Source organism: Providencia sp. PROV032 (genome assembly GCF_028484875.1).
GTDB lineage: Bacteria > Pseudomonadota > Gammaproteobacteria > Enterobacterales > Enterobacteriaceae > Providencia > Providencia rettgeri_E.
The window spans coordinates 215,428-232,767 of sequence record NZ_JAMPSX010000005.1 but is presented as its reverse complement, the minus strand read 5'-3'; the positions used below and the strand labels follow the sequence as shown (position 1 = coordinate 232,767).

20 protein-coding genes are annotated in these 17,340 nt (G+C 41.2%); 12 read left to right on the top strand and 8 right to left on the bottom strand.

What is annotated here, in order from left to right; translation table 11 throughout:
* Positions 1-3: 3 nt before the first annotated feature.
* From lptA to kdsD, 4 genes are read right to left on the bottom strand one after another with little or no spacing between them, the layout of a single operon-like run.
* A complete protein-coding gene (lptA, locus tag PSF42_RS06100; RefSeq protein ID WP_125890428.1) occupies positions 4-564 on the bottom strand; it encodes a lipopolysaccharide ABC transporter substrate-binding protein LptA in 561 nt (186 codons plus the stop codon).
* Position 565: 1 nt separating this feature from the next.
* Positions 566-1,141 (bottom strand): LPS export ABC transporter periplasmic protein LptC, encoded by a 576-nt coding sequence (lptC, locus tag PSF42_RS06095; RefSeq protein ID WP_125890427.1) that lies wholly within the window; start codon positions 1,139-1,141, stop codon positions 566-568.
* A 16-nt stretch (positions 1,142-1,157) separates the two neighbouring features.
* On the bottom strand, positions 1,158-1,718 hold the full coding sequence (kdsC, locus tag PSF42_RS06090; protein WP_102137928.1) for a 3-deoxy-manno-octulosonate-8-phosphatase KdsC: 561 nt from the start codon (positions 1,716-1,718) through the stop codon (positions 1,158-1,160).
* Between the two features lie 14 nt (positions 1,719-1,732).
* The gene (kdsD, locus tag PSF42_RS06085) at positions 1,733-2,701 is read right to left on the bottom strand and encodes an arabinose-5-phosphate isomerase KdsD (RefSeq protein ID WP_185746828.1); all 969 of its coding nucleotides are present in this window, start codon (positions 2,699-2,701) and stop codon (positions 1,733-1,735) included.
* 476 nt (positions 2,702-3,177) lie between these two features.
* Between kdsD and mlaF the strand changes: the two genes are divergently transcribed.
* The 7 genes from mlaF to murA all read left to right on the top strand — a co-directional run bounded on the left by mlaF (position 3,178) and on the right by murA (position 8,026).
* On the top strand, positions 3,178-3,981 hold the full coding sequence (gene mlaF, locus PSF42_RS06080; protein ID WP_125890424.1) for a phospholipid ABC transporter ATP-binding protein MlaF: 804 nt from the start codon (positions 3,178-3,180) through the stop codon (positions 3,979-3,981).
* 6 nt (positions 3,982-3,987) lie between these two features.
* On the top strand, positions 3,988-4,770 hold the full coding sequence (gene mlaE, locus PSF42_RS06075; RefSeq protein ID WP_102137925.1) for a lipid asymmetry maintenance ABC transporter permease subunit MlaE: 783 nt from the start codon (positions 3,988-3,990) through the stop codon (positions 4,768-4,770).
* 3 nt (positions 4,771-4,773) lie between these two features.
* On the top strand, positions 4,774-5,277 hold the full coding sequence (mlaD, locus tag PSF42_RS06070) for an outer membrane lipid asymmetry maintenance protein MlaD (protein ID WP_102137924.1): 504 nt from the start codon (positions 4,774-4,776) through the stop codon (positions 5,275-5,277).
* A 35-nt stretch (positions 5,278-5,312) separates the two neighbouring features.
* On the top strand, positions 5,313-5,942 hold the full coding sequence (mlaC, locus tag PSF42_RS06065) for a phospholipid-binding protein MlaC (protein ID WP_125890423.1): 630 nt from the start codon (positions 5,313-5,315) through the stop codon (positions 5,940-5,942).
* A 1-nt stretch (position 5,943) separates the two neighbouring features.
* Entirely contained in the window at positions 5,944-6,234 is a 291-nt protein-coding gene (gene mlaB / locus PSF42_RS06060; RefSeq protein WP_125890422.1) for a lipid asymmetry maintenance protein MlaB, read from the top strand.
* A gap of 222 nt (positions 6,235-6,456) precedes the next feature.
* The gene (gene ibaG / locus PSF42_RS06055) at positions 6,457-6,711 is read left to right on the top strand and encodes a BolA family iron metabolism protein IbaG (RefSeq protein ID WP_125890421.1); all 255 of its coding nucleotides are present in this window, start codon (positions 6,457-6,459) and stop codon (positions 6,709-6,711) included.
* A gap of 52 nt (positions 6,712-6,763) precedes the next feature.
* Positions 6,764-8,026 carry a UDP-N-acetylglucosamine 1-carboxyvinyltransferase gene (gene murA, locus PSF42_RS06050; protein WP_125890420.1) on the top strand — a complete coding sequence of 421 codons (1,263 nt, stop codon included), beginning with the start codon at positions 6,764-6,766 and terminating at the stop codon, positions 8,024-8,026.
* 109 nt (positions 8,027-8,135) lie between these two features.
* Here murA and degS read toward each other — a convergent pair whose 3' ends face one another.
* The 3 genes from degS to zapG form a co-directional block, all read right to left on the bottom strand.
* Positions 8,136-9,200 carry an outer membrane-stress sensor serine endopeptidase DegS gene (degS, locus tag PSF42_RS06045; protein WP_125890419.1) on the bottom strand — a complete coding sequence of 355 codons (1,065 nt, stop codon included), beginning with the start codon at positions 9,198-9,200 and terminating at the stop codon, positions 8,136-8,138.
* 114 nt (positions 9,201-9,314) lie between these two features.
* Positions 9,315-10,709 carry a Do family serine endopeptidase gene (locus tag PSF42_RS06040; RefSeq protein ID WP_125890418.1) on the bottom strand — a complete coding sequence of 465 codons (1,395 nt, stop codon included), beginning with the start codon at positions 10,707-10,709 and terminating at the stop codon, positions 9,315-9,317.
* A gap of 377 nt (positions 10,710-11,086) precedes the next feature.
* Positions 11,087-11,491 carry a Z-ring associated protein ZapG gene (gene zapG / locus PSF42_RS06035; RefSeq protein WP_125890417.1) on the bottom strand — a complete coding sequence of 135 codons (405 nt, stop codon included), beginning with the start codon at positions 11,489-11,491 and terminating at the stop codon, positions 11,087-11,089.
* Between the two features lie 347 nt (positions 11,492-11,838).
* On the opposite strand from zapG, the gene zapE reads away from it, so the two are divergent.
* The 5 genes from zapE to sspB all read left to right on the top strand — a co-directional run bounded on the left by zapE (position 11,839) and on the right by sspB (position 15,793).
* Entirely contained in the window at positions 11,839-12,969 is a 1,131-nt protein-coding gene (zapE, locus tag PSF42_RS06030; protein WP_125890416.1) for a cell division protein ZapE, read from the top strand.
* Positions 12,970-13,275: 306 nt separating this feature from the next.
* Positions 13,276-13,704: a 50S ribosomal protein L13 gene (gene rplM / locus PSF42_RS06025; protein WP_004258237.1), complete on the top strand. Its 429-nt coding sequence runs from the start codon at positions 13,276-13,278 to the stop codon at positions 13,702-13,704.
* Between the two features lie 14 nt (positions 13,705-13,718).
* Complete coding sequence (gene rpsI, locus PSF42_RS06020; protein WP_004258235.1) at positions 13,719-14,111, top strand: 30S ribosomal protein S9; 393 nt, start codon at positions 13,719-13,721, stop codon at positions 14,109-14,111.
* Positions 14,112-14,652: 541 nt separating this feature from the next.
* Positions 14,653-15,294 (top strand): stringent starvation protein SspA, encoded by a 642-nt coding sequence (gene sspA, locus PSF42_RS06015; RefSeq protein WP_125890415.1) that lies wholly within the window; start codon positions 14,653-14,655, stop codon positions 15,292-15,294.
* 7 nt (positions 15,295-15,301) lie between these two features.
* On the top strand, positions 15,302-15,793 hold the full coding sequence (gene sspB, locus PSF42_RS06010; RefSeq protein WP_185746838.1) for a ClpXP protease specificity-enhancing factor: 492 nt from the start codon (positions 15,302-15,304) through the stop codon (positions 15,791-15,793).
* Between the two features lie 84 nt (positions 15,794-15,877).
* Here sspB and PSF42_RS06005 read toward each other — a convergent pair whose 3' ends face one another.
* Positions 15,878-17,284 (bottom strand): FAD-dependent oxidoreductase, encoded by a 1,407-nt coding sequence (locus PSF42_RS06005; protein ID WP_272679629.1) that lies wholly within the window; start codon positions 17,282-17,284, stop codon positions 15,878-15,880.
* Between the last annotated feature and the right edge of the window lie 56 nt (positions 17,285-17,340).

Genomic DNA, 17,340 nt, shown 5'->3' with positions numbered 1-17,340 from the left:
CAGTTATTTACTCTTACTTGCTGATGAATTTTTATTTGCTGCAGGGCCTTTTTCTTGCAATTGCGCTGGCAGTATTACGGTAGTGACGCGTTTGCCTTTATCACTAAATGCTTCCATTTGTTGCGTTGGCACAATATAGGTAATTTTGTCACCCTGAATATTGCTGTCTAATTGCTCAAGATAGGCATTGCCTGTTAAGGTGACGAGCTGTTTATCGACCTCATAACGGGCTTTGCTGGCATGGCCTTTAATTGGCTTGCCATCATCCTGTAATTGGTAAAAAGTAACTGGGGTACCAAAGGCCTCAATCACAATTTTATCCGAGTCACTACTTGGACGTGTTACAACCACTTTATTGGCTCTGATATCAATAGAACCTTGTTTTATAACAACATCATCAGTAAAGGTGGTGACGTTTTTTTCTAAATCAAGAGATTGTTTGACCGAATTAATCGTCATTGGCTGCTGCGTATCACTTTTTAATGCCATCGCAGGTAGGCTAAGAGCAAAAATTGCACTGGCAACAGCTCCTTGAATAAAACGTTTCTTAGTTACTTGATTCATTTTAATGCTCTTCTGGTTGTAACACATAATGAGTTTTTACATCTTCGATTAATTCAGCCGTTCTTGTACGAAGGTTTCCCTTCATTTTCATACCAGTAGAATTGAGACCTTGTCCAATAATGGTCACTTTATCATCAGATGAAACGTCTTGTGTTGTCAAATTGACAACTGCACTCTCAGTTGTAATTCGTTGGATCTGCGAGTCTTTAGTTAAACTATCAACTTGAACATCGCTGTATAAATAGAGAATTCTATCGTTCGTTAACCTTGCTTTGAAAGCCTTAACCGTCCAGGTAGGTTCACCTGCTTCGTTATAAGTGGTAAGAACCGGTTTCGAAAACCACGTGATTTTTCCTTCAGTGTAGTTATCTATTTTATCTGAAACGAGTTTATACGCTAAATTACCCGTTGGATTATAGACAAAAGTCACTGAATCATCAGTTTGATAATTAGGTTGCCCATCATTAATTACTTTATCCTCTGCGCTGTCGGAATCATTACCTGCTAAATTCCAACCGATAAGCCCTAATACCACTAAGGATAAAATAATGATTAACCACTTCTTCGCATTGCTCATGAATTCAATCTATTCGTTATATTGATAAACCTTTTGCTTCTTCTAGTTTGTCTTGAGAAAGCAAAATAAGGTCACAAAGTTCGCGGACTGCCCCTTTTCCGCCGCCAATACGGGTCACATAATCCGCTTTCGGTAATAGCAAAGGGTGGGCATCAGCAACGGCGACGGATAAGCCGACTTTGGCCATAACAGGCCAGTCAATCAGGTCGTCCCCAATATAAGCTATTTCTTCATCTGATAATTGTAGTGTATCTAACAGTTCGTGATACGCCAAAAGCTTATCGCTTTGCCCTTGGTAAAGATATGTAATCCCTAATGTTTGGGCTCTATCTTCAAGAAGCTTCGCTTTTCTTCCTGTAATGATGGCGACTTCAATACCGGACGTTAATAAGCAACGTATTCCATAGCCGTCACGGACATTAAAGGCTTTGAGTTCTTCGCCATTATTTCCCATATAGACCAAACCATCGGACATGACACCATCAACATCGCAGATCAGTAATTTGATTTTTTCTGCTTTGATTAAAACAGTATCGGCGACAGGGCCATAGCAGGTTTCCAAAAAGGTAGACGTCATGGTATTTCCTTATGTTATACAACACCTGCTTGTAGCAGGTCATGCATATGTAATACACCAACTAATTTGTTATCATTTGCGACCAGTAACGAAGTCACGTGTCGAGATTGCATTAAGTTGAGCGCTTCGACTGCTAACATGGTTGGCGATACTCGTATTCCACCGGGTGTCATTAAATCAGCAATTTTAGCGTTATTCAGGTCGATACCCATATCAAAGATACGGCGTAAATCCCCATCAGTGAAAATACCTTCAATATTCATGTCATCATCACAAATGACCGTCATCCCCAGTTTTTTGCGGGTAATCTCCACGAGAGCCTCACGTAAAGACGCGCTTTTAGGAATATGGGGGATATCATCACCCGTATTCATTAAATCACGAACGAGGAGTAAAAGTTTGCGCCCAAGTGCGCCACCTGGATGCGAAAGCGCAAAATCATTCGCCGTGAAACCGCGTGCAGTTAATAAGGCAATCGCTAATGCATCCCCCATCACAAGCGTCGCAGTTGTACTTGTGGTAGGTGCAAGCCCTAAAGGGCAGGCTTCTTGAGGCACCTTGATGCACAAATGCACATCAGCATATTTCCCCATATTACTATCAGGGTTATTAGTCATGCAGATTAAGGGAACCTTAATTCTTTTTAAAACAGGAAGCAGGGCCAAAATTTCCCCTGACTCCCCTGAATTCGAAATGGCTAACACAACATCTTTATGCGTAATCATCCCAAGGTCACCGTGGCTAGCTTCTCCTGGGTGAACAAAAAATGATGGCGTACCTGTGCTCGCTAGTGTGGCTGCAATTTTACGACCAATATGCCCCGATTTCCCCATTCCCATTACGACGACTTTGCCTTCACAGTTAAAAATAAGCTGGCAAGCGCGGTCAAAATCAGTATTGATATATTGTTCGAGGTTTTTTAGACCTTCGTGTTCGATATGGAGAACTTCTTTACCTACTTTCTGAAAATCGAAGTTTGACATTTCTAGTTCCATGCGTAGCTTTCAAGTTAATGGGATTAGCGAAATCAAATTGTATAACGAATACTTGGTATCAGTAAGTATTTTGTCAGTTAAGCTATTTTTAATGTTAGCTTTAGACTTTATAAGTATTTTTGGCACTTCGGTGTAGAATTTAATCTGTATTAGAGGGTTTCATTAGCACCTTGAACCAAAAATAGATATGCAAATTCGCGTATCCTCAGCTAGGTAAATTATAGCATTCTAAGAGCTATCTGCTGTTAATCGCGAAAGCTTTTGCTGACTATAAAGAAATTATATTGTTTTTTCTCTGTATTATTTAGGTAAAAACAAAGTTGTAATACTAAAAGTCATATTTTCGACGCTATAATACTATAAATTCTATTTTGTTGTGATATTTGACGATTTTCAGTTTATCTTTCGGTAACATCTGAAGGGATAAAAATGTTTACGCGTGGTGTATAACGAGTTATTTAACAATGCAAGCACAGACAGACAACTTAATTGAAGTACGGAACATGTCCTTTACTCGAGGAGATCGGAAAATATTTGAAAATATTAATCTGACTGTTCCTCGTGGGAAAATTACGGCAATTATGGGGCCGTCAGGGATCGGTAAAACCACATTACTGCGCTTGATTGGTGGGCAATTACGGCCAAATGAAGGTGAAATTTGGTTTGATGGTGACAATATTCCGGCTCTATCACGCTCAAAACTGTATCAGTCTCGTAAAAAGATGAGCATGCTGTTCCAGTCTGGAGCACTATTCACAGACATGGACGTATTCAATAATGTGGCTTTCCCGCTGCGTGAGCACACTAACCTGCCTGAATCGCTGATCCATACGACGGTGATGATGAAATTAGAGGCGGTTGGCTTGCGAGGCGCTGCCAAATTAATGCCATCTGAATTATCGGGTGGTATGGCTAGGCGGGCCGCTTTAGCGCGAGCTATCGCTCTAGACCCAAATTTAATCATGTTTGATGAGCCTTTTGTTGGTCAAGATCCGATTACTATGGGTGTTTTGGTTAAATTGATTGATGAGCTTAATCAGGCGCTGGGTGTCACCTGTGTCGTGGTTTCCCATGATGTTCCAGAGGTATTGAGCATCGCAGATAATGCTTATATTGTTGCGCAGCAGCATGTCATTGCTCAGGGAACGGGTGAAGAATTGCGTGAAAACCAAGACCCTCGTGTGCGACAATTCCTTGATGGTATTGCGGATGGGCCTGTTCCATTCCGTTTTCCCGCCAATGATTATCTAGCTGATTTATTAGGGTAAAATAAGATGATAATAAAGGCGATTGCAGCCTTCGGACGCCGATGGATTGATATATTTTCCGCGTTTGGTCGAGCAGGCTACATGCTGTTTCGCGCCTTACTTGGCAAACCAGAGTTTCGTAAACAATGGCCATTATTGATGAAGCAATTGTACGCCATTGGTGTGCAGTCATTGCTGATCGTTGCCGTCTCAGGGTTATTTATTGGGATGGTTTTAGGGTTACAAGGTTACTTGGTTCTCACGACGTTTAGTGCTGAAGCTAGCTTAGGTATGATGGTGGCGCTTTCACTATTGCGTGAACTCGGCCCCGTTGTGACTGCGTTGTTGTTTGCCGGACGAGCGGGTTCTGCGTTAACCGCGGAAATTGGCTTAATGAAAGCCACTGAACAGATTTCTAGCCTTGAAATGATGGCCGTTGACCCTCTCAGGCGAGTCATTGCCCCACGTTTTTGGGCCGGTTTTATTAGTATGCCATTGTTATCTCTGATTTTTGTTGCTGTCGGTATTTTAGGCGGTGCATTAGTTGGGGTTGACTGGAAGGGTATTGATGAAGGCTTTTTCTGGGCTTCAATGCAATCTTCCATTGATTGGCGGTTAGATTTAGTCAACTGTGTGATTAAAAGCTTAGTCTTTGCCATCACGGTTACTTGGATCGCATTATTTAATGGCTATGATGCCATCCCAACTTCGGAAGGGATAAGCCAAGCTACAACAAGAACCGTTGTGCATGCGTCATTGTCTGTTTTAGGACTGGATTTCGTACTTACCGCACTGATGTTTGGGAACTAAGTCATGCAAAGTAAAAAAAGTGAAATATGGGTTGGTTGTTTTATGTTGTTGGCGATTGCCGCAATTATCTTTTTGTGTTTAAAAGTCGCTGATTTAAAATCGATAGGAAGCCAATCCACCTATCAAATATCAGCATCTTTTGAAAATATTGGTGGCTTAAAAGAAGGCTCTCCAATCAAAGTGGGCGGTGTGGTGATTGGTCGAGTTGCCAGTATCACATTAGATAAAAAAAATTATGTTCCTGAAGTGAAAATTGATTTATTGAGTGAATACGACAATATCCCTGATTCAAGTTCACTGTCAATTCGCACATCAGGTTTGTTGGGTGAACAGTATATTGCGATGAATATCGGCCCAGATGACGAAGAATTAGGTATCGCAATCTTAAAAAATGGCGGACGCCTTGAAGATACAAAGCCCGCGATGGTATTAGAAGACTTAATTGGCCAGTTTTTATATAAAAGTGGTGATAGCCAAGGTGCAGAGCCAGAGTCAACTGCACAGTAATTTGATGCTCCCTTTGAAGAATAAAGGAATGAATTATGTTTAAACGTTTAATGATGGTTGCTATGTTGGCCATTGCGCCATTTGCCATGGCAGTAGACCAAACCAACCCTTATAAGTTAATGGATGAAGCGGCGGCGAAAACGTTTAACCGCTTGAAATCAGAGCAACCCAAAATTAAGCAAGACCCCGAGTATCTCAGAACAATTGTTCGTGAGGAATTACTACCTTATGTACAAGTTAAATATGCAGGGGCTTTGGTGCTAGGAACCTATTATAAAGGGGCTACCCCTGCCCAGCGCGAGGCTTACTTCAAAGCGTTTGAAGATTACCTTGAGCAAGTTTATGGCCAAGCATTGGCTATGTATCATGGCCAAACGTATCAAATTGCTCCAGAGCAACCTCTGGGTGATAAAAACATTGTGGCTATCCGTGTAACGATTATTGATACTAACGGCCGTCCTCCTGTACGTTTAGATTTTCAATGGCGCAAAAATAGCAAAACAGGTTATTGGCAAGCTTACGACATGATTGCAGAAGGTGTAAGCATGATCACAACTAAGCAAAATGAATGGGGTGATATTCTACGTAAACAGGGTGTCGATGGCTTAACAAAACAGTTAGAAATCAGTGCAAAAGCGCCAATTACTTTAGAAGAGACAAAGTAATATGAGTCAGTTGTTAGCATGGGAAGTCAATGAAACAACACTGTATCTCACTGGGACATTAGACCGTGATTCGTTAATGTCGTTTTGGGATAAAAAAAATTCATCACTGGAACAGGTTGAAAATATAGATGTTTCTGGTCTTAAGCACGTGGACTCAACTGGGTTAGCGATGCTAGTTCGCTTAAAAAGTGAATTCCAAGCTAAAAACCGTTCACTGAATATTACCGGTGTTAGCGATAACTTAAATACATTGATTGAACTGTATGGGGTTCAAGCGATTATCCTCAATTAGGTTAAACATCCGAAATTGGGTCAAGTTATGTAAAAATAAGCGCCTCTATGTGCTTTTCGGCACAAGAGGCGTTTTCTTTGGTTTAAGTGTTGGGCCTAATCCTTTAGGATAGAGGATTAAGCTCTAAGTATTCTTATTGGGATGCTTCTGTACGCTATGCATGCAATTTTCACTATTTAGAGTAAAATTATAAATCACAAATAATTAATAAATTGAGTCATTATGGATACCAACGAAATTAAGCAAGTATTGATGGAAAAACTGTCTCTGAATGAGGCTATTGTTACTGGTGATGGTAGCCACTTTCAGGTTATTGCTGTCGGTGACATGTTTGACGGTATGAGCCGTGTTAAGCAACAGCAAGCAATTTATGCGCCTTTAATGGAGTATATTGCGGATAACCGCATTCATGCTCTGTCTATTAAAGCGTACACCCCTGCGCAATGGGAGCGCGATCGTAAACTTAGTGGCTTTTGATTTCAAAACCTAAGCGAACAGACTGTAAAATTCGACATACGAGAATACTTTAATGGATAAGTTTTTAGTTAAAGGACCAACCCGATTACAGGGTGAGGTCACTATATCTGGCGCAAAAAATGCGGCATTACCAATCCTGTTCGCTGCTCTGTTGGCTGAAGAGCCGGTAGAAATACAGAATGTCCCTCACTTGAGGGACATTGACACAACAATTAAATTATTGAATCAACTAGGTACAAAAGTAAAACGCAATGGCTCAGTTTACGTCGATGCAAGCACTGTAACGACATACTGTGCGCCTTATGACCTCGTTAAAACTATGCGTGCATCTATTTGGGCTTTGGCGCCATTGGTTGCTCGTTTTGGTCATGGTGAAGTTTCTTTACCTGGCGGCTGTGCTATTGGTGCTCGTCCTGTTGATTTACATATCTCTGGTTTAGAACAATTAGGCGCCAACATTGTTCTGGAAGATGGTTATGTGAAAGCGACAGTCGATGGGCGTTTGAAAGGTGCGGATATCGTAATGGATAAAGTCAGTGTGGGTGCGACTGTCTCTATTATGACAGCTGCAACGCTAGCTGAAGGCACAACAACGATTGAGAATGCAGCACGTGAACCTGAAATTGAAGACACCGCCAACTTCTTAAATACTCTTGGCGCAAAAATTACAGGCGCAGGTACTGACCGTATTGTTATAGATGGTGTTGAACGTTTAGGTGGGGGAGTTTATAAAGTACTGCCTGACCGTATTGAAACGGGAACATTTTTAATTGCTGCAGCGGTTTCACGCGGCAAAGTCATCTGCCGCAATGCACGTCCAGATACACTCGATGCAGTGTTAGCTAAACTACGTGAAGCAGGGGCTAAGATTGAAATCGGTGATGACTGGATTAGCTTAGATATGGAAGGTCAGCGTCCAAAAGCAGTGACATTACGTACAGCACCACATCCAGGGTTCCCAACGGATATGCAAGCACAGTTTAGTTTACTTAATCTTGTTGCTGATGGGGCTGGTATGATCACCGAAACGATTTTTGAAAACCGTTTTATGCATATCCCTGAGCTAATCCGTATGGGCGCTCACGCTGAAATTGAAAGTAATACTGTGTTATGTCACGGCGTTGAAAAATTAACCAGTGCACAAGTGATGGCAACAGATTTACGTGCTTCTGCAAGTTTAGTTATTGCTGGCTGTATTGCTGAAGGGACAACAACCGTTGACCGTATTTATCATATTGACCGTGGTTATGAGCATATCGAAGATAAACTACGTGGCTTAGGTGCAGACATTCAGCGCGTGCATTCAGATGATTAATGCTTTGATGAGGTGAATAGGCGCTGGCTTCATTCATCCATTTTTGGTAAATCAAAAAAGGTTGTTCGATATTGAACAACCTTTTTTACGAAAGACCGTTTAAAAATGATTATCCTGCCTGCTCATCAGGAATTTCTTCGATAATCACATCAATATTTTTAATTTCGCCATCTCGTAAAATCTGTACTGCGGTTTTGCTTCCAGGGCGGATTTCTGCGACTAAGTCCATGGTTTCTGCGGCTGAAATGGCCGGTTTGCCATCAACGGATAAAATGATATCCCCTTGCAATATCCCCGCTTTGGCTGCTGGCCCGCCCGGGGCAACCTGGAAAACGCGTAATCCTTGTATTTGATTAATATTATTATGATTTGATCTTATTTGAGGCAATTCGCGTGCTGTAATACCAATATAACCACGGATAACTCGACCATCACGAATCAGTTTATCCATGATCTTAGTGGCAAGGGCGGTGGGAATGGCAAAGCTTAAACCTTCAGAGCTAATGCCTTGACCTGCAGTGAAAGAAAGTGTGTTGATACCAACTAACTCGCCTTCGGTATTAATTAATGCCCCGCCAGAGTTACCCGAGTTGATTGAGGCATCTGTTTGCAGGAAATTTTGCCGGCGAGTCGAGCTTAGCCCTACGCGACCAGTTGCACTGATAATCCCTTGAGTAACGGTTTGACCTATATTGTAAGGGTTACCGATTGCAAGTACGACATCACCAACATGAGTGACGCGTTGTGTATTAATTGGAATGACAGGTAGGTTATCAGCGTCAATTCTCAGTACAGCGAGATCTGTTAATGGATCAGAACCAACCAGTAGGGCATCAAAAATAGCACCATCTTGTAAAGCCACTAAGATTTGGTCTGGGTTATCAACAACATGTTTATTGGTGATAATGTAGCCATTTTGGCTCATGATCACACCTGAACCGAGGGATTTTAATTCACGTCCTGACTGGGAAAAACTCCCTTTTGAGCTGCTGTAAACATAGACTACTGCAGGTGCAGCACGGCGTACAGCTTTGTTATAACTGACGGGTTCACTGTTTGTTTTACCATATAGTAAATCGGCTAAACCTTGAGGGCGCAAAGAAGGAACCGCAACGATAATAATCAATGCAGTCAACAGGCCAAGCATGACAGATAAAGTTAGCTTTTTCACCATAGGATATAAAATATTGAGTTATCGCTTAAACATGTTCTGAGCATAACACAAAAAAACGGGCACAGCAGAGTGATACTGTACCCGTTTATTGATTTTCAGAGGGTTTTTGATGAATTAATTTCTCATCAGTAAATATAAAGTTTCGCCATCACGTAATACTTTCATTGCTAACACCGGAGGTTTAGCGTCGATAATCTTACGGAATTGTTCAATAGTCTCAACACGAGCGTCATTGACACCAAAGATTAAATCACCTTTTACGAGGCCAATGGCTGCGGCTGGCGATTTTGGCGCTACGCTGTCTACTTGTACACCTTTAGTGTTGCTAACGGTTGCATTAGAAATTGTTGCACCTAATAACGATTCACTCAGTTTTTCTGCTTTTGTTGTTGAGCCTTCGTCGTTCTCCAGAACCACTTTGACTTCCATCGGTTTGCCTGAGCGAATTAAACCAATCGTGATCTCTTTACCGATTTGGCTGGTACCGATTTTGGCTCTTAGCTCTGCAAAGCTATTAATGCGTTTACCATCAACAGAAACTAAAACATCACCGGATTTAATACCCGCTTTAGCCGCCGATGATTTAGGTAAAACTTCACTCACGAAAGCACCGCGCTGTGCATCAATATTAAATGCTTTAGCGATATCGGAGCTCATTTCAGTACCTTTTATACCTAAGATCCCGCGTTTGACTTCACCATGCTTAATTAACTGCTCGCTCAGGTTTTTAGCCATATTACTTGGGATCGCAAAACCGATACCGATATTGCCGCCACCTGGTGCCAAAATAGCGGTATTAATACCGATTAATTCACCATTTAAGTTAACGAGTGCACCACCAGAGTTACCACGGTTAATGGAAGCATCGGTTTGGATAAAGTTTTCTAACCCTTCAAGGTTTAAGCCGCTACGGCCTAATGCTGAGATAATTCCTGATGTGGCTGTTTGACCTAGGCCAAATGGGTTACCCACCGCGACAGCGAAGTCGCCAACGCGTAATTTGTCAGAGTCTGCAATACTAACAGCCGTTAAATTTTTGATATCTTTTGCATTGCTTATTTTCAATAAGGCGATATCTGTTTGTGGGTCTTTACCAATTAAGTTAACTGTAATTTCTCGACCATCATTTAATTGAATTTGAATTTTGTCAGCGCCATCAATGACATGGTTGTTAGTTAAAATATAACCTTGCTGGGCGTCAATAATGACACCAGAACCTAAGCCTTCAAATGGACGCACGCTTTGTTGTTGCTGTGGTATATTTGGGCCAAAAAAGAATTTAAGTTCTTCTGGAATTTGTTGGCTCTGTACGCGGGTACCAGACACATGAATATTCACTACAGCAGGCAATACTTTTTCAAGCATAGGGGCCAAGCTAGGCATGTTCTGGCTTTGGGCTGTAGCAGGTAAAGTGGCGGGCAATGCTGCACTGCTAACCGCAGGAATAGCCGCTAAAGATAACCCTAAACTCATTGCTACTGCGGTAAGAAAAAAGTTTTTTCTTTTCATAATTCAGTCGATTCTCTCAAGAATAAATTATTAACTCACTGTGAATGCAACTTAGAAGAAACACAATGCGTTGATATAATATTGGTTGGTATCAGATTCAATTTTACTGATGACTATGACTACCGATTATGCGCAAAAGTTCCCATGACGGGTAGCGAATATCTACTCTTTTACATCTATTTACACGTGCTTTAAGTGAAACTTTAATTTCTATACAGTAGATAAATGAATTGTTAAATTGTATTTGGATGGAAATCTTGTTCAGAATTATTAAATAAAAATTTAATAATGAAAGACACACAGAAAGTGATTAAATTTAGTGTGTTTTATAGTGAATCACCAGTAAAAGGTGCTTACTGGTGATAAAAGATAAAAATTTACTTTTCTTTCTCTTCGATAGGGCGGAAAAGACCCGAAGCACCATCTGAGTAATCTCTTGGTGGCATCTTAACCGGCGCTTGGTCGTTATCTGCTTCAGATTCGGTTAAACGATAGTTAAATGGGTTGTCTTGCTCTGGCATATCAGGCATTAATTCAGACGAACTTTGTGCCATGTGTTGGTAAAGCTGGCGGTAATCGCGTGCCATTTTATCCAATAATTCTGCGCTACGGGCAAAATGGCTAACAAGTTCTTTACGGTACTCTTCGAGTTCAGTACTTTTTTTGTCTAGCTCAGCTTGCGCTGTTTTTTGTTGGCGAAGCTTTGGGTTGCCATAGCGCACAACTAATGCACCGATGATAAAACCCACAATCAATCCGATTAATGCATACTCCCAGGTCATGCTGACTCCTTCATTACTTCAATGTTCACAGATTCAATGTTCGCAGAAATTAGTGTTGTTACCGTTACTATACCTTAAATAATTCAAGTTGCATGTAAGCGTCAAGTAAAGCGTCTTAACATATTGCCATCTGACGAGTTAAGTGATGAAAAAATCTACAAGCCTTGAAGTCGATAGGTTTAATTAGCCAACAACTTATTAAGAGTGGAATCTTAAATCGAATTTCCTTACTCTATATAGCGCTCGTTAACCGAAAGTTAAATGATAACTGAATCTGGTTATAATAAAGGCAGTGTATATCAAATAACGGTAAAAAAACCGAAAAATTTTTAAGGATTATTCAGTTAATGTCGCCGATGACCCCTACAATGCGTTATCAACAAGCGCTTGCTGATGGCAACTATCAGCCAGATGACGTACAAAAGCTTGCTGTGGAACGCTTGGATAAAATATATCAGCAGCTTGTTGATGCCAATTTTTCCACTTTACAAGATAAGCCTTCAGGTTTAAAGCAACGCTTTAGTCGTCTTTTAGGCAAAACGTCAACAGCGCCGATTATTCCCGTACAAGGACTATATATGTGGGGCGGCGTTGGTCGTGGGAAGACTTGGCTAATGGATATGTTTTACGAAAGTTTGCCAGGTACTCGTAAACTTCGCTTGCATTTTCATCGGTTTATGAAAAAAGTACAAGAAGATTTGATGGCGTTGCAAGGCCAAGAGAACCCGCTAGATATTATTGCAGATGAGTTTAAAAAACAAACGGATGTGTTGTGTTTTGATGAGTTTTTTGTGTCGGATATTACCGACGCTATGATCCTTGGCACTTTGCTCGAAGGGCTCTTTGCTCGCGGGATCACACTGGTCGCAACTTCAAATATCCCCCCTGATAATCTCTACCGTAACGGTTTGCAGCGAGCGCGTTTCTTACCTGCTATTGAGCAAATTAAAAAATACTGTGATGTGATGAATGTCGATGCAGGCATTGATTACCGCTTAAGGACCTTAACTCAAGCACATCTTTTTTTATCTCCGATTAATTCTCAAAATCGCCAGCATTTGGATGAAATTTTCATTAAATTGGCTGGTAAGAAAGGAGAGCAACATCCCGTTTTAGAGGTTAATCATCGTAAGATGCAAGCCATTCATGCAGCGGAAGGGGTATTAGCCATCGAGTTTAAAGTGTTGTGTGAAGAGCCTCGTAGCCAAAATGATTATATTTATCTATCAAATTGCTACCACACCGTGTTGTTGTACAATGTCCCCGTGATGGGAACAATAGATGAAAACCCAGCACGTCGTTTTTTGGCATTAATTGATGAGTTTTACGAACGAAAAGTTAAATTAGTTATTAACGCGGAAGTGCCAATGGAGTCGCTTTATCAAGGGCAACTTTTGGCTTTTGAGTACCAGCGTTGCTTGTCTCGATTGCAAGAAATGCAAAGTGAAGAGTACTTGAAAATACCGCATCTAACTTAAAGTGAGTAATCAAACAGGGTTGTTAGCAAAAAGTCACCTGGATTGCATGATTTAAGTACAAAGTGCGATGTTTATTCGAACAAACGTAAAAAAAATGCATTTGGGGTCGATTTTTGTTTCTGACTTCTCTATAATCTTGCGACCCCACGTTACAGCGTTGTTTTTTATTTCCCAAAAAATAACGCATAAATGCCAGTTAGGCTGCTCGAAGGGGTAGGTTTACTGGACAAAGAGTCGTGTGAACCTCAGAAAGCTTATGAACATGAGTGTTCACCAACGTGTAACTTCAATATTGGGTAAGTTTTAATGAAAACTTTTACAGCTAAACCAGAGACCGTAAAACGCGACTGGTACGTTGTTGATGCAGATGGCAAAACTTTAGGCCGTCTTGCAACTGAAATTGCTAGCCGTCTGCGCGGTAAGCATAAAGCGGAATACACTCCGCACGTGGATACTGGTGATTACATCATCGTTCTGAATGCAGAAAAAATTGCTGTTACCGGCAATAAACGCGAAGACAAAATCTACTATCGCCACACTGGCCATGTAGGTGGAATCAAGCAAGCAACTTTCGAAGAAATGATTGCTCGCAGTCCTGAGCGTGTGCTTGAAATCGCGGTTAAAGGCATGTTGCCAAAAGGACCTCTGGGTCGTGCAATGTACCGTAAACTGAAAGTTTACGCAGGTAATGAGCACAACCACGCGGCTCAACAACCGCAAGTTCTTGACATTTAATCGGGATTATAGCAATGGCTGAAAATCAATACTACGGCACTGGTCGCCGCAAAAGCTCATCTGCTCGTGTCTTTATTAAGCCGGGTAGCGGTAACATCACAATCAATCAACGTACACTGGAACAATACTTTGGTCGCGAAACTGCGCGCATGGTCGTTCGTCAGCCGTTAGAATTGGTTGAAATGTTGGAAAAATTGGATCTGTACATCACTGTTAAAGGTGGTGGTATTTCAGGTCAGGCAGGCGCAATCCGTCACGGTATTACTCGTGCACTGATGGCTTATGATGAGACTCTTCGTTCTGATCTGCGTAAAGCTGGTTTCGTTACCCGTGATGCGCGTTCTGTTGAACGTAAAAAAGTGGGTCTGCGCAAAGCACGTCGTCGTCCACAGTTCTCCAAACGTTAATTTATTACCCTTTGGGTATAAAATTGATGAAAAAACCCGTCTTAGTGGCGGGTTTTTTATTGTCTATTGTTTTACTTACATTTTTATTCTAAATGATAGAATAACGGCGTTGAATCATGATGCTTTATATAAGAACGAATATATAATTTAAAGAGAAAATAATAATCTAAAATTAAACGTAATTATGAGTTAACAGTATTCGTATATTTTTTATGAATATAGCTCAAACTATAGAGTCAACTTTAAGGTTTTTGTTCTTTTATTTTTGTTTTTGTGTTGGTTAAATTCTGGGTTTCTTCTTTTTCTTTATTTTTTATGAAATAAATCGATGATTTTCTCTAGGTAGCCCCCCTAAGTTGTACAAAATCTGTTAGAATATGTCCCTGTTTTTTTATTTCACATTTCTCGCCTTTACTGTGCGGGAGGGTTGTGTTGACTTTCAATATGGATAAATGAAAGTTAAACACAGGGGATTTTAAAATGGGTAATGGGTAATTAAAAATTAATTACATTTCGTCCATTTTGTATTTTGGAGGTTTTAATGGCTGTCGCTCCTAATAAACGTTCGGTAATGACATTGTTCTCTGGCCCTACTGACATTTTTAGCCATCAGGTACGTATCGTTTTGGCTGAAAAAGGGGTAAGTGTTGAAATTGAACATGTCGAACCCGGTCATCTGCCTCAGGATCTGATTGATCTCAACCCATATCAGAGCGTTCCAACATTAGTTGACCGTGATCTGACTCTCTATGACCCACACATTATCATGGAATACCTTGATGAGCGTTTTCCTCATCCACCATTAATGCCAGTTTACCCTGTTGCACGTGGTACTAGCCGCCAATTGATGCACCGTATTCAAAATGATTGGTATTCATTAATGGGTAAAATAGAGAATGGTAGTGCGCAAGAAGCCGCAAATGCCCGTCGTCAGCTGTCTGAAGAACTGATCGCTGTTTCTCCTGTTTTTGCTGAAATGGAATTCTTCATGAGTGATGAATTCAGTTTAGTTGATTGCTATTTAGCGCCGCTATTATGGCGTTTACCCGTACTTGGTATTGAATTGAACCCATCTAGCAGCAAATACTTGCAGTTATATATGCAGCGTGTGTTTGCTCGTGACGCATTCTTAGCATCGTTGACTGAATCTGAGCGCGAAATGCGTTTGTCTACAAGAGGCTAAAAGAATGATGGAAATGACAGCAATGTCACCACGTCGCCCTTATTTGTTACGTGCCCACTACGAGTGGTTACTTGATAACGATATGACTCCGCATTTGGTGGTTGATGTCACCGTTCCTGCTGTTAACGTTCCTATGGAGTTTGCCCGTGATGGGCAAATTGTGTTGAATGTTGCGCCAAGAGCTGTTGGTAATTTTGAAATAACCAATGATGAAGTGCGTTTTAATGCTCGTTTTGGTGGGATACCGCGTCAAGTTTATGTCCCTATGGCCGCAATTATGGCGGTATATGCACGTGAAAATGGTGCTGGAATGATGTTTGAGCCTGAAGCTGCCTATGATGCAGAATTATCTACAGGTTTTGAGAACGTTGAAGAACCTGAAGACAACATTACTTTAGTTCATGAAGCTGAATTTGTGGATGAAAATTCACATGAGCCGTCAGAGGATGAACCACCACGACCACCAAAGGGTAGGCCTTCTTTAAGAGTTGTAAAATAGCTCATTAGGCGGGTTAGTCGCAAATTAAAAACAGGGGGGACCCCCTCTGTTTTTATATACCTTCTATTTCATATAAATAGCTAACTAAACCCCTAGAAATAACAAAATACCTTCAGCAGCATTACGTCCATCAGCAATCGCAGTCACAACAAGATCTGAACCTCTTATTATATCCCCACCGGCAAACACTTTTTCATGGGAAGTTTGAAAAGGTATGGAACTATTACGGTTTGCCAAAATATGGCCATACTTATCACGCCTGACTAATGCGTTATCTAGCCAAGCTTGGTGGTGAGGTGTAAATCCATAAGCCACAATTACGGCATCGGCTTCTATAAAAAAGGTTGAATCATCAACGAGTTCTAATTGATGTCGACCATTTTCTAATTTGCCATTCTGTGTGCGAGTGGCGTAAACCCCTGTAAGCTGCTGTTGCTCATTAACGGCAAACTGGGTGACTTGCAAATTAAAATGGAACTGAGCGCCTTCATCTAATGCATTGGCAACTTCTTTTCGTGAGGCTGGTAGGCTTTGTTCATCTCTACGATAGAGACAACTAACTTGTTTCGCTCCTTGGCGAATGGCGCTACGGACACAATCCATCGCAGTATCTCCACCTCCTAATACGATAACGCTTTTTGAGTGTAAATTGATATAGGGCTCGTCATTAGGAATAGGAAGCTGCATTAAATAACGCGTATTTGCGATTAGATAGGGGAGTGATTCAAAAACGCCCTGAATCGATTTTTTAGGCAAGTTACCTCGAATAGCTTGGTAAGTACCAGTGCCAATAAAAATAGCGTCATAATTGCAAAGAAGCTCATCTAGAGAGATATCTGTACCTACCTCGGTGTTCAATTGAAACTGAATGCCCATTTCTGTAAATATTTCTCGTCGTTGGATCATCAGCTTCTTTTCTAACTTAAATGAGGGAATACCAAAGGTGAGTAATCCCCCTATTTCAGGGTGTTTATCATAAACGACGACATTTACACCATTTCGAATAAGTACATCCGCGCAAGAAAGACCTGCAGGACCTGCACCAACAATGGCGACACGCTTGTTCACTGCACGAATAGGGGAAGGCGTTGGGCGCCATCCCATCTCAAAGGCGGTATCATTAACATATCGTTCAATATGACCGATAGTGACGGAACCTGTTGTATCATGAAGTACACAGGCTAATTCGCAGAGTTTTTCTTGTGGGCAAACACGCCCACAGATTTCAGGTAAGCTATTGGTATGGTGGGATAATTCTGCCGCTTCAAGTATTTTGCCTTCGGCAGCAAGCTTGAGCCACTTTGATATTGGGTTATGTAACGGGCACTTCCATTCACAAAAAGGGCTACCACAAGATAGACAACGGCTCGCTTGCTGTTGTACATCAACGGCATTATCGGGCTCATAGATTTCAGTAAACGCTATTTTGCGGATTTCCAACGCTTTTTTGAGCGGTTCGCGACGTTGGTGACCGAAAATATTTGAATTCATGGTATTCCTTACTGGATTTTGTCTGATTTTACTTGAGATAGCTTGGGATTTTACTG

Bases quoted from the DNA above. Each gene is read 5' to 3' on its own strand.
- mlaE (WP_102137925.1), top strand. From the start codon at position 3,988: ATGATAATAAAGGCGATTGCAGCCTTCGGACGCCGATGGATTGATATA.
- ibaG (WP_125890421.1), top strand. From the start codon at position 6,457: ATGGATACCAACGAAATTAAGCAAGTATTGATGGAAAAACTGTCTCTG.
- mlaC (WP_125890423.1), top strand. From the start codon at position 5,313: ATGTTTAAACGTTTAATGATGGTTGCTATGTTGGCCATTGCGCCATTT.
- mlaD (WP_102137924.1), top strand. From the start codon at position 4,774: ATGCAAAGTAAAAAAAGTGAAATATGGGTTGGTTGTTTTATGTTGTTG.
- lptA (WP_125890428.1), bottom strand. From the start codon at position 564: ATGAATCAAGTAACTAAGAAACGTTTTATTCAAGGAGCTGTTGCCAGT.
- kdsC (WP_102137928.1), bottom strand. From the start codon at position 1,718: ATGACGTCTACCTTTTTGGAAACCTGCTATGGCCCTGTCGCCGATACT.
- mlaB (WP_125890422.1), top strand. From the start codon at position 5,944: ATGAGTCAGTTGTTAGCATGGGAAGTCAATGAAACAACACTGTATCTC.
- degS (WP_125890419.1), bottom strand. From the start codon at position 9,200: ATGGTGAAAAAGCTAACTTTATCTGTCATGCTTGGCCTGTTGACTGCA.
- zapG (WP_125890417.1), bottom strand. From the start codon at position 11,491: ATGACCTGGGAGTATGCATTAATCGGATTGATTGTGGGTTTTATCATC.
- mlaF (WP_125890424.1), top strand. From the start codon at position 3,178: ATGCAAGCACAGACAGACAACTTAATTGAAGTACGGAACATGTCCTTT.
- sspA (WP_125890415.1), top strand. From the start codon at position 14,653: ATGGCTGTCGCTCCTAATAAACGTTCGGTAATGACATTGTTCTCTGGC.
- sspB (WP_185746838.1), top strand. From the start codon at position 15,302: ATGGAAATGACAGCAATGTCACCACGTCGCCCTTATTTGTTACGTGCC.
- rpsI (WP_004258235.1), top strand. From the start codon at position 13,719: ATGGCTGAAAATCAATACTACGGCACTGGTCGCCGCAAAAGCTCATCT.
- kdsD (WP_185746828.1), bottom strand. From the start codon at position 2,701: ATGTCAAACTTCGATTTTCAGAAAGTAGGTAAAGAAGTTCTCCATATC.
- rplM (WP_004258237.1), top strand. From the start codon at position 13,276: ATGAAAACTTTTACAGCTAAACCAGAGACCGTAAAACGCGACTGGTAC.
- PSF42_RS06040 (WP_125890418.1), bottom strand. From the start codon at position 10,709: ATGAAAAGAAAAAACTTTTTTCTTACCGCAGTAGCAATGAGTTTAGGG.
- murA (WP_125890420.1), top strand. From the start codon at position 6,764: ATGGATAAGTTTTTAGTTAAAGGACCAACCCGATTACAGGGTGAGGTC.
- zapE (WP_125890416.1), top strand. From the start codon at position 11,839: ATGTCGCCGATGACCCCTACAATGCGTTATCAACAAGCGCTTGCTGAT.
- PSF42_RS06005 (WP_272679629.1), bottom strand. From the start codon at position 17,284: ATGAATTCAAATATTTTCGGTCACCAACGTCGCGAACCGCTCAAAAAA.
- lptC (WP_125890427.1), bottom strand. From the start codon at position 1,141: ATGAGCAATGCGAAGAAGTGGTTAATCATTATTTTATCCTTAGTGGTA.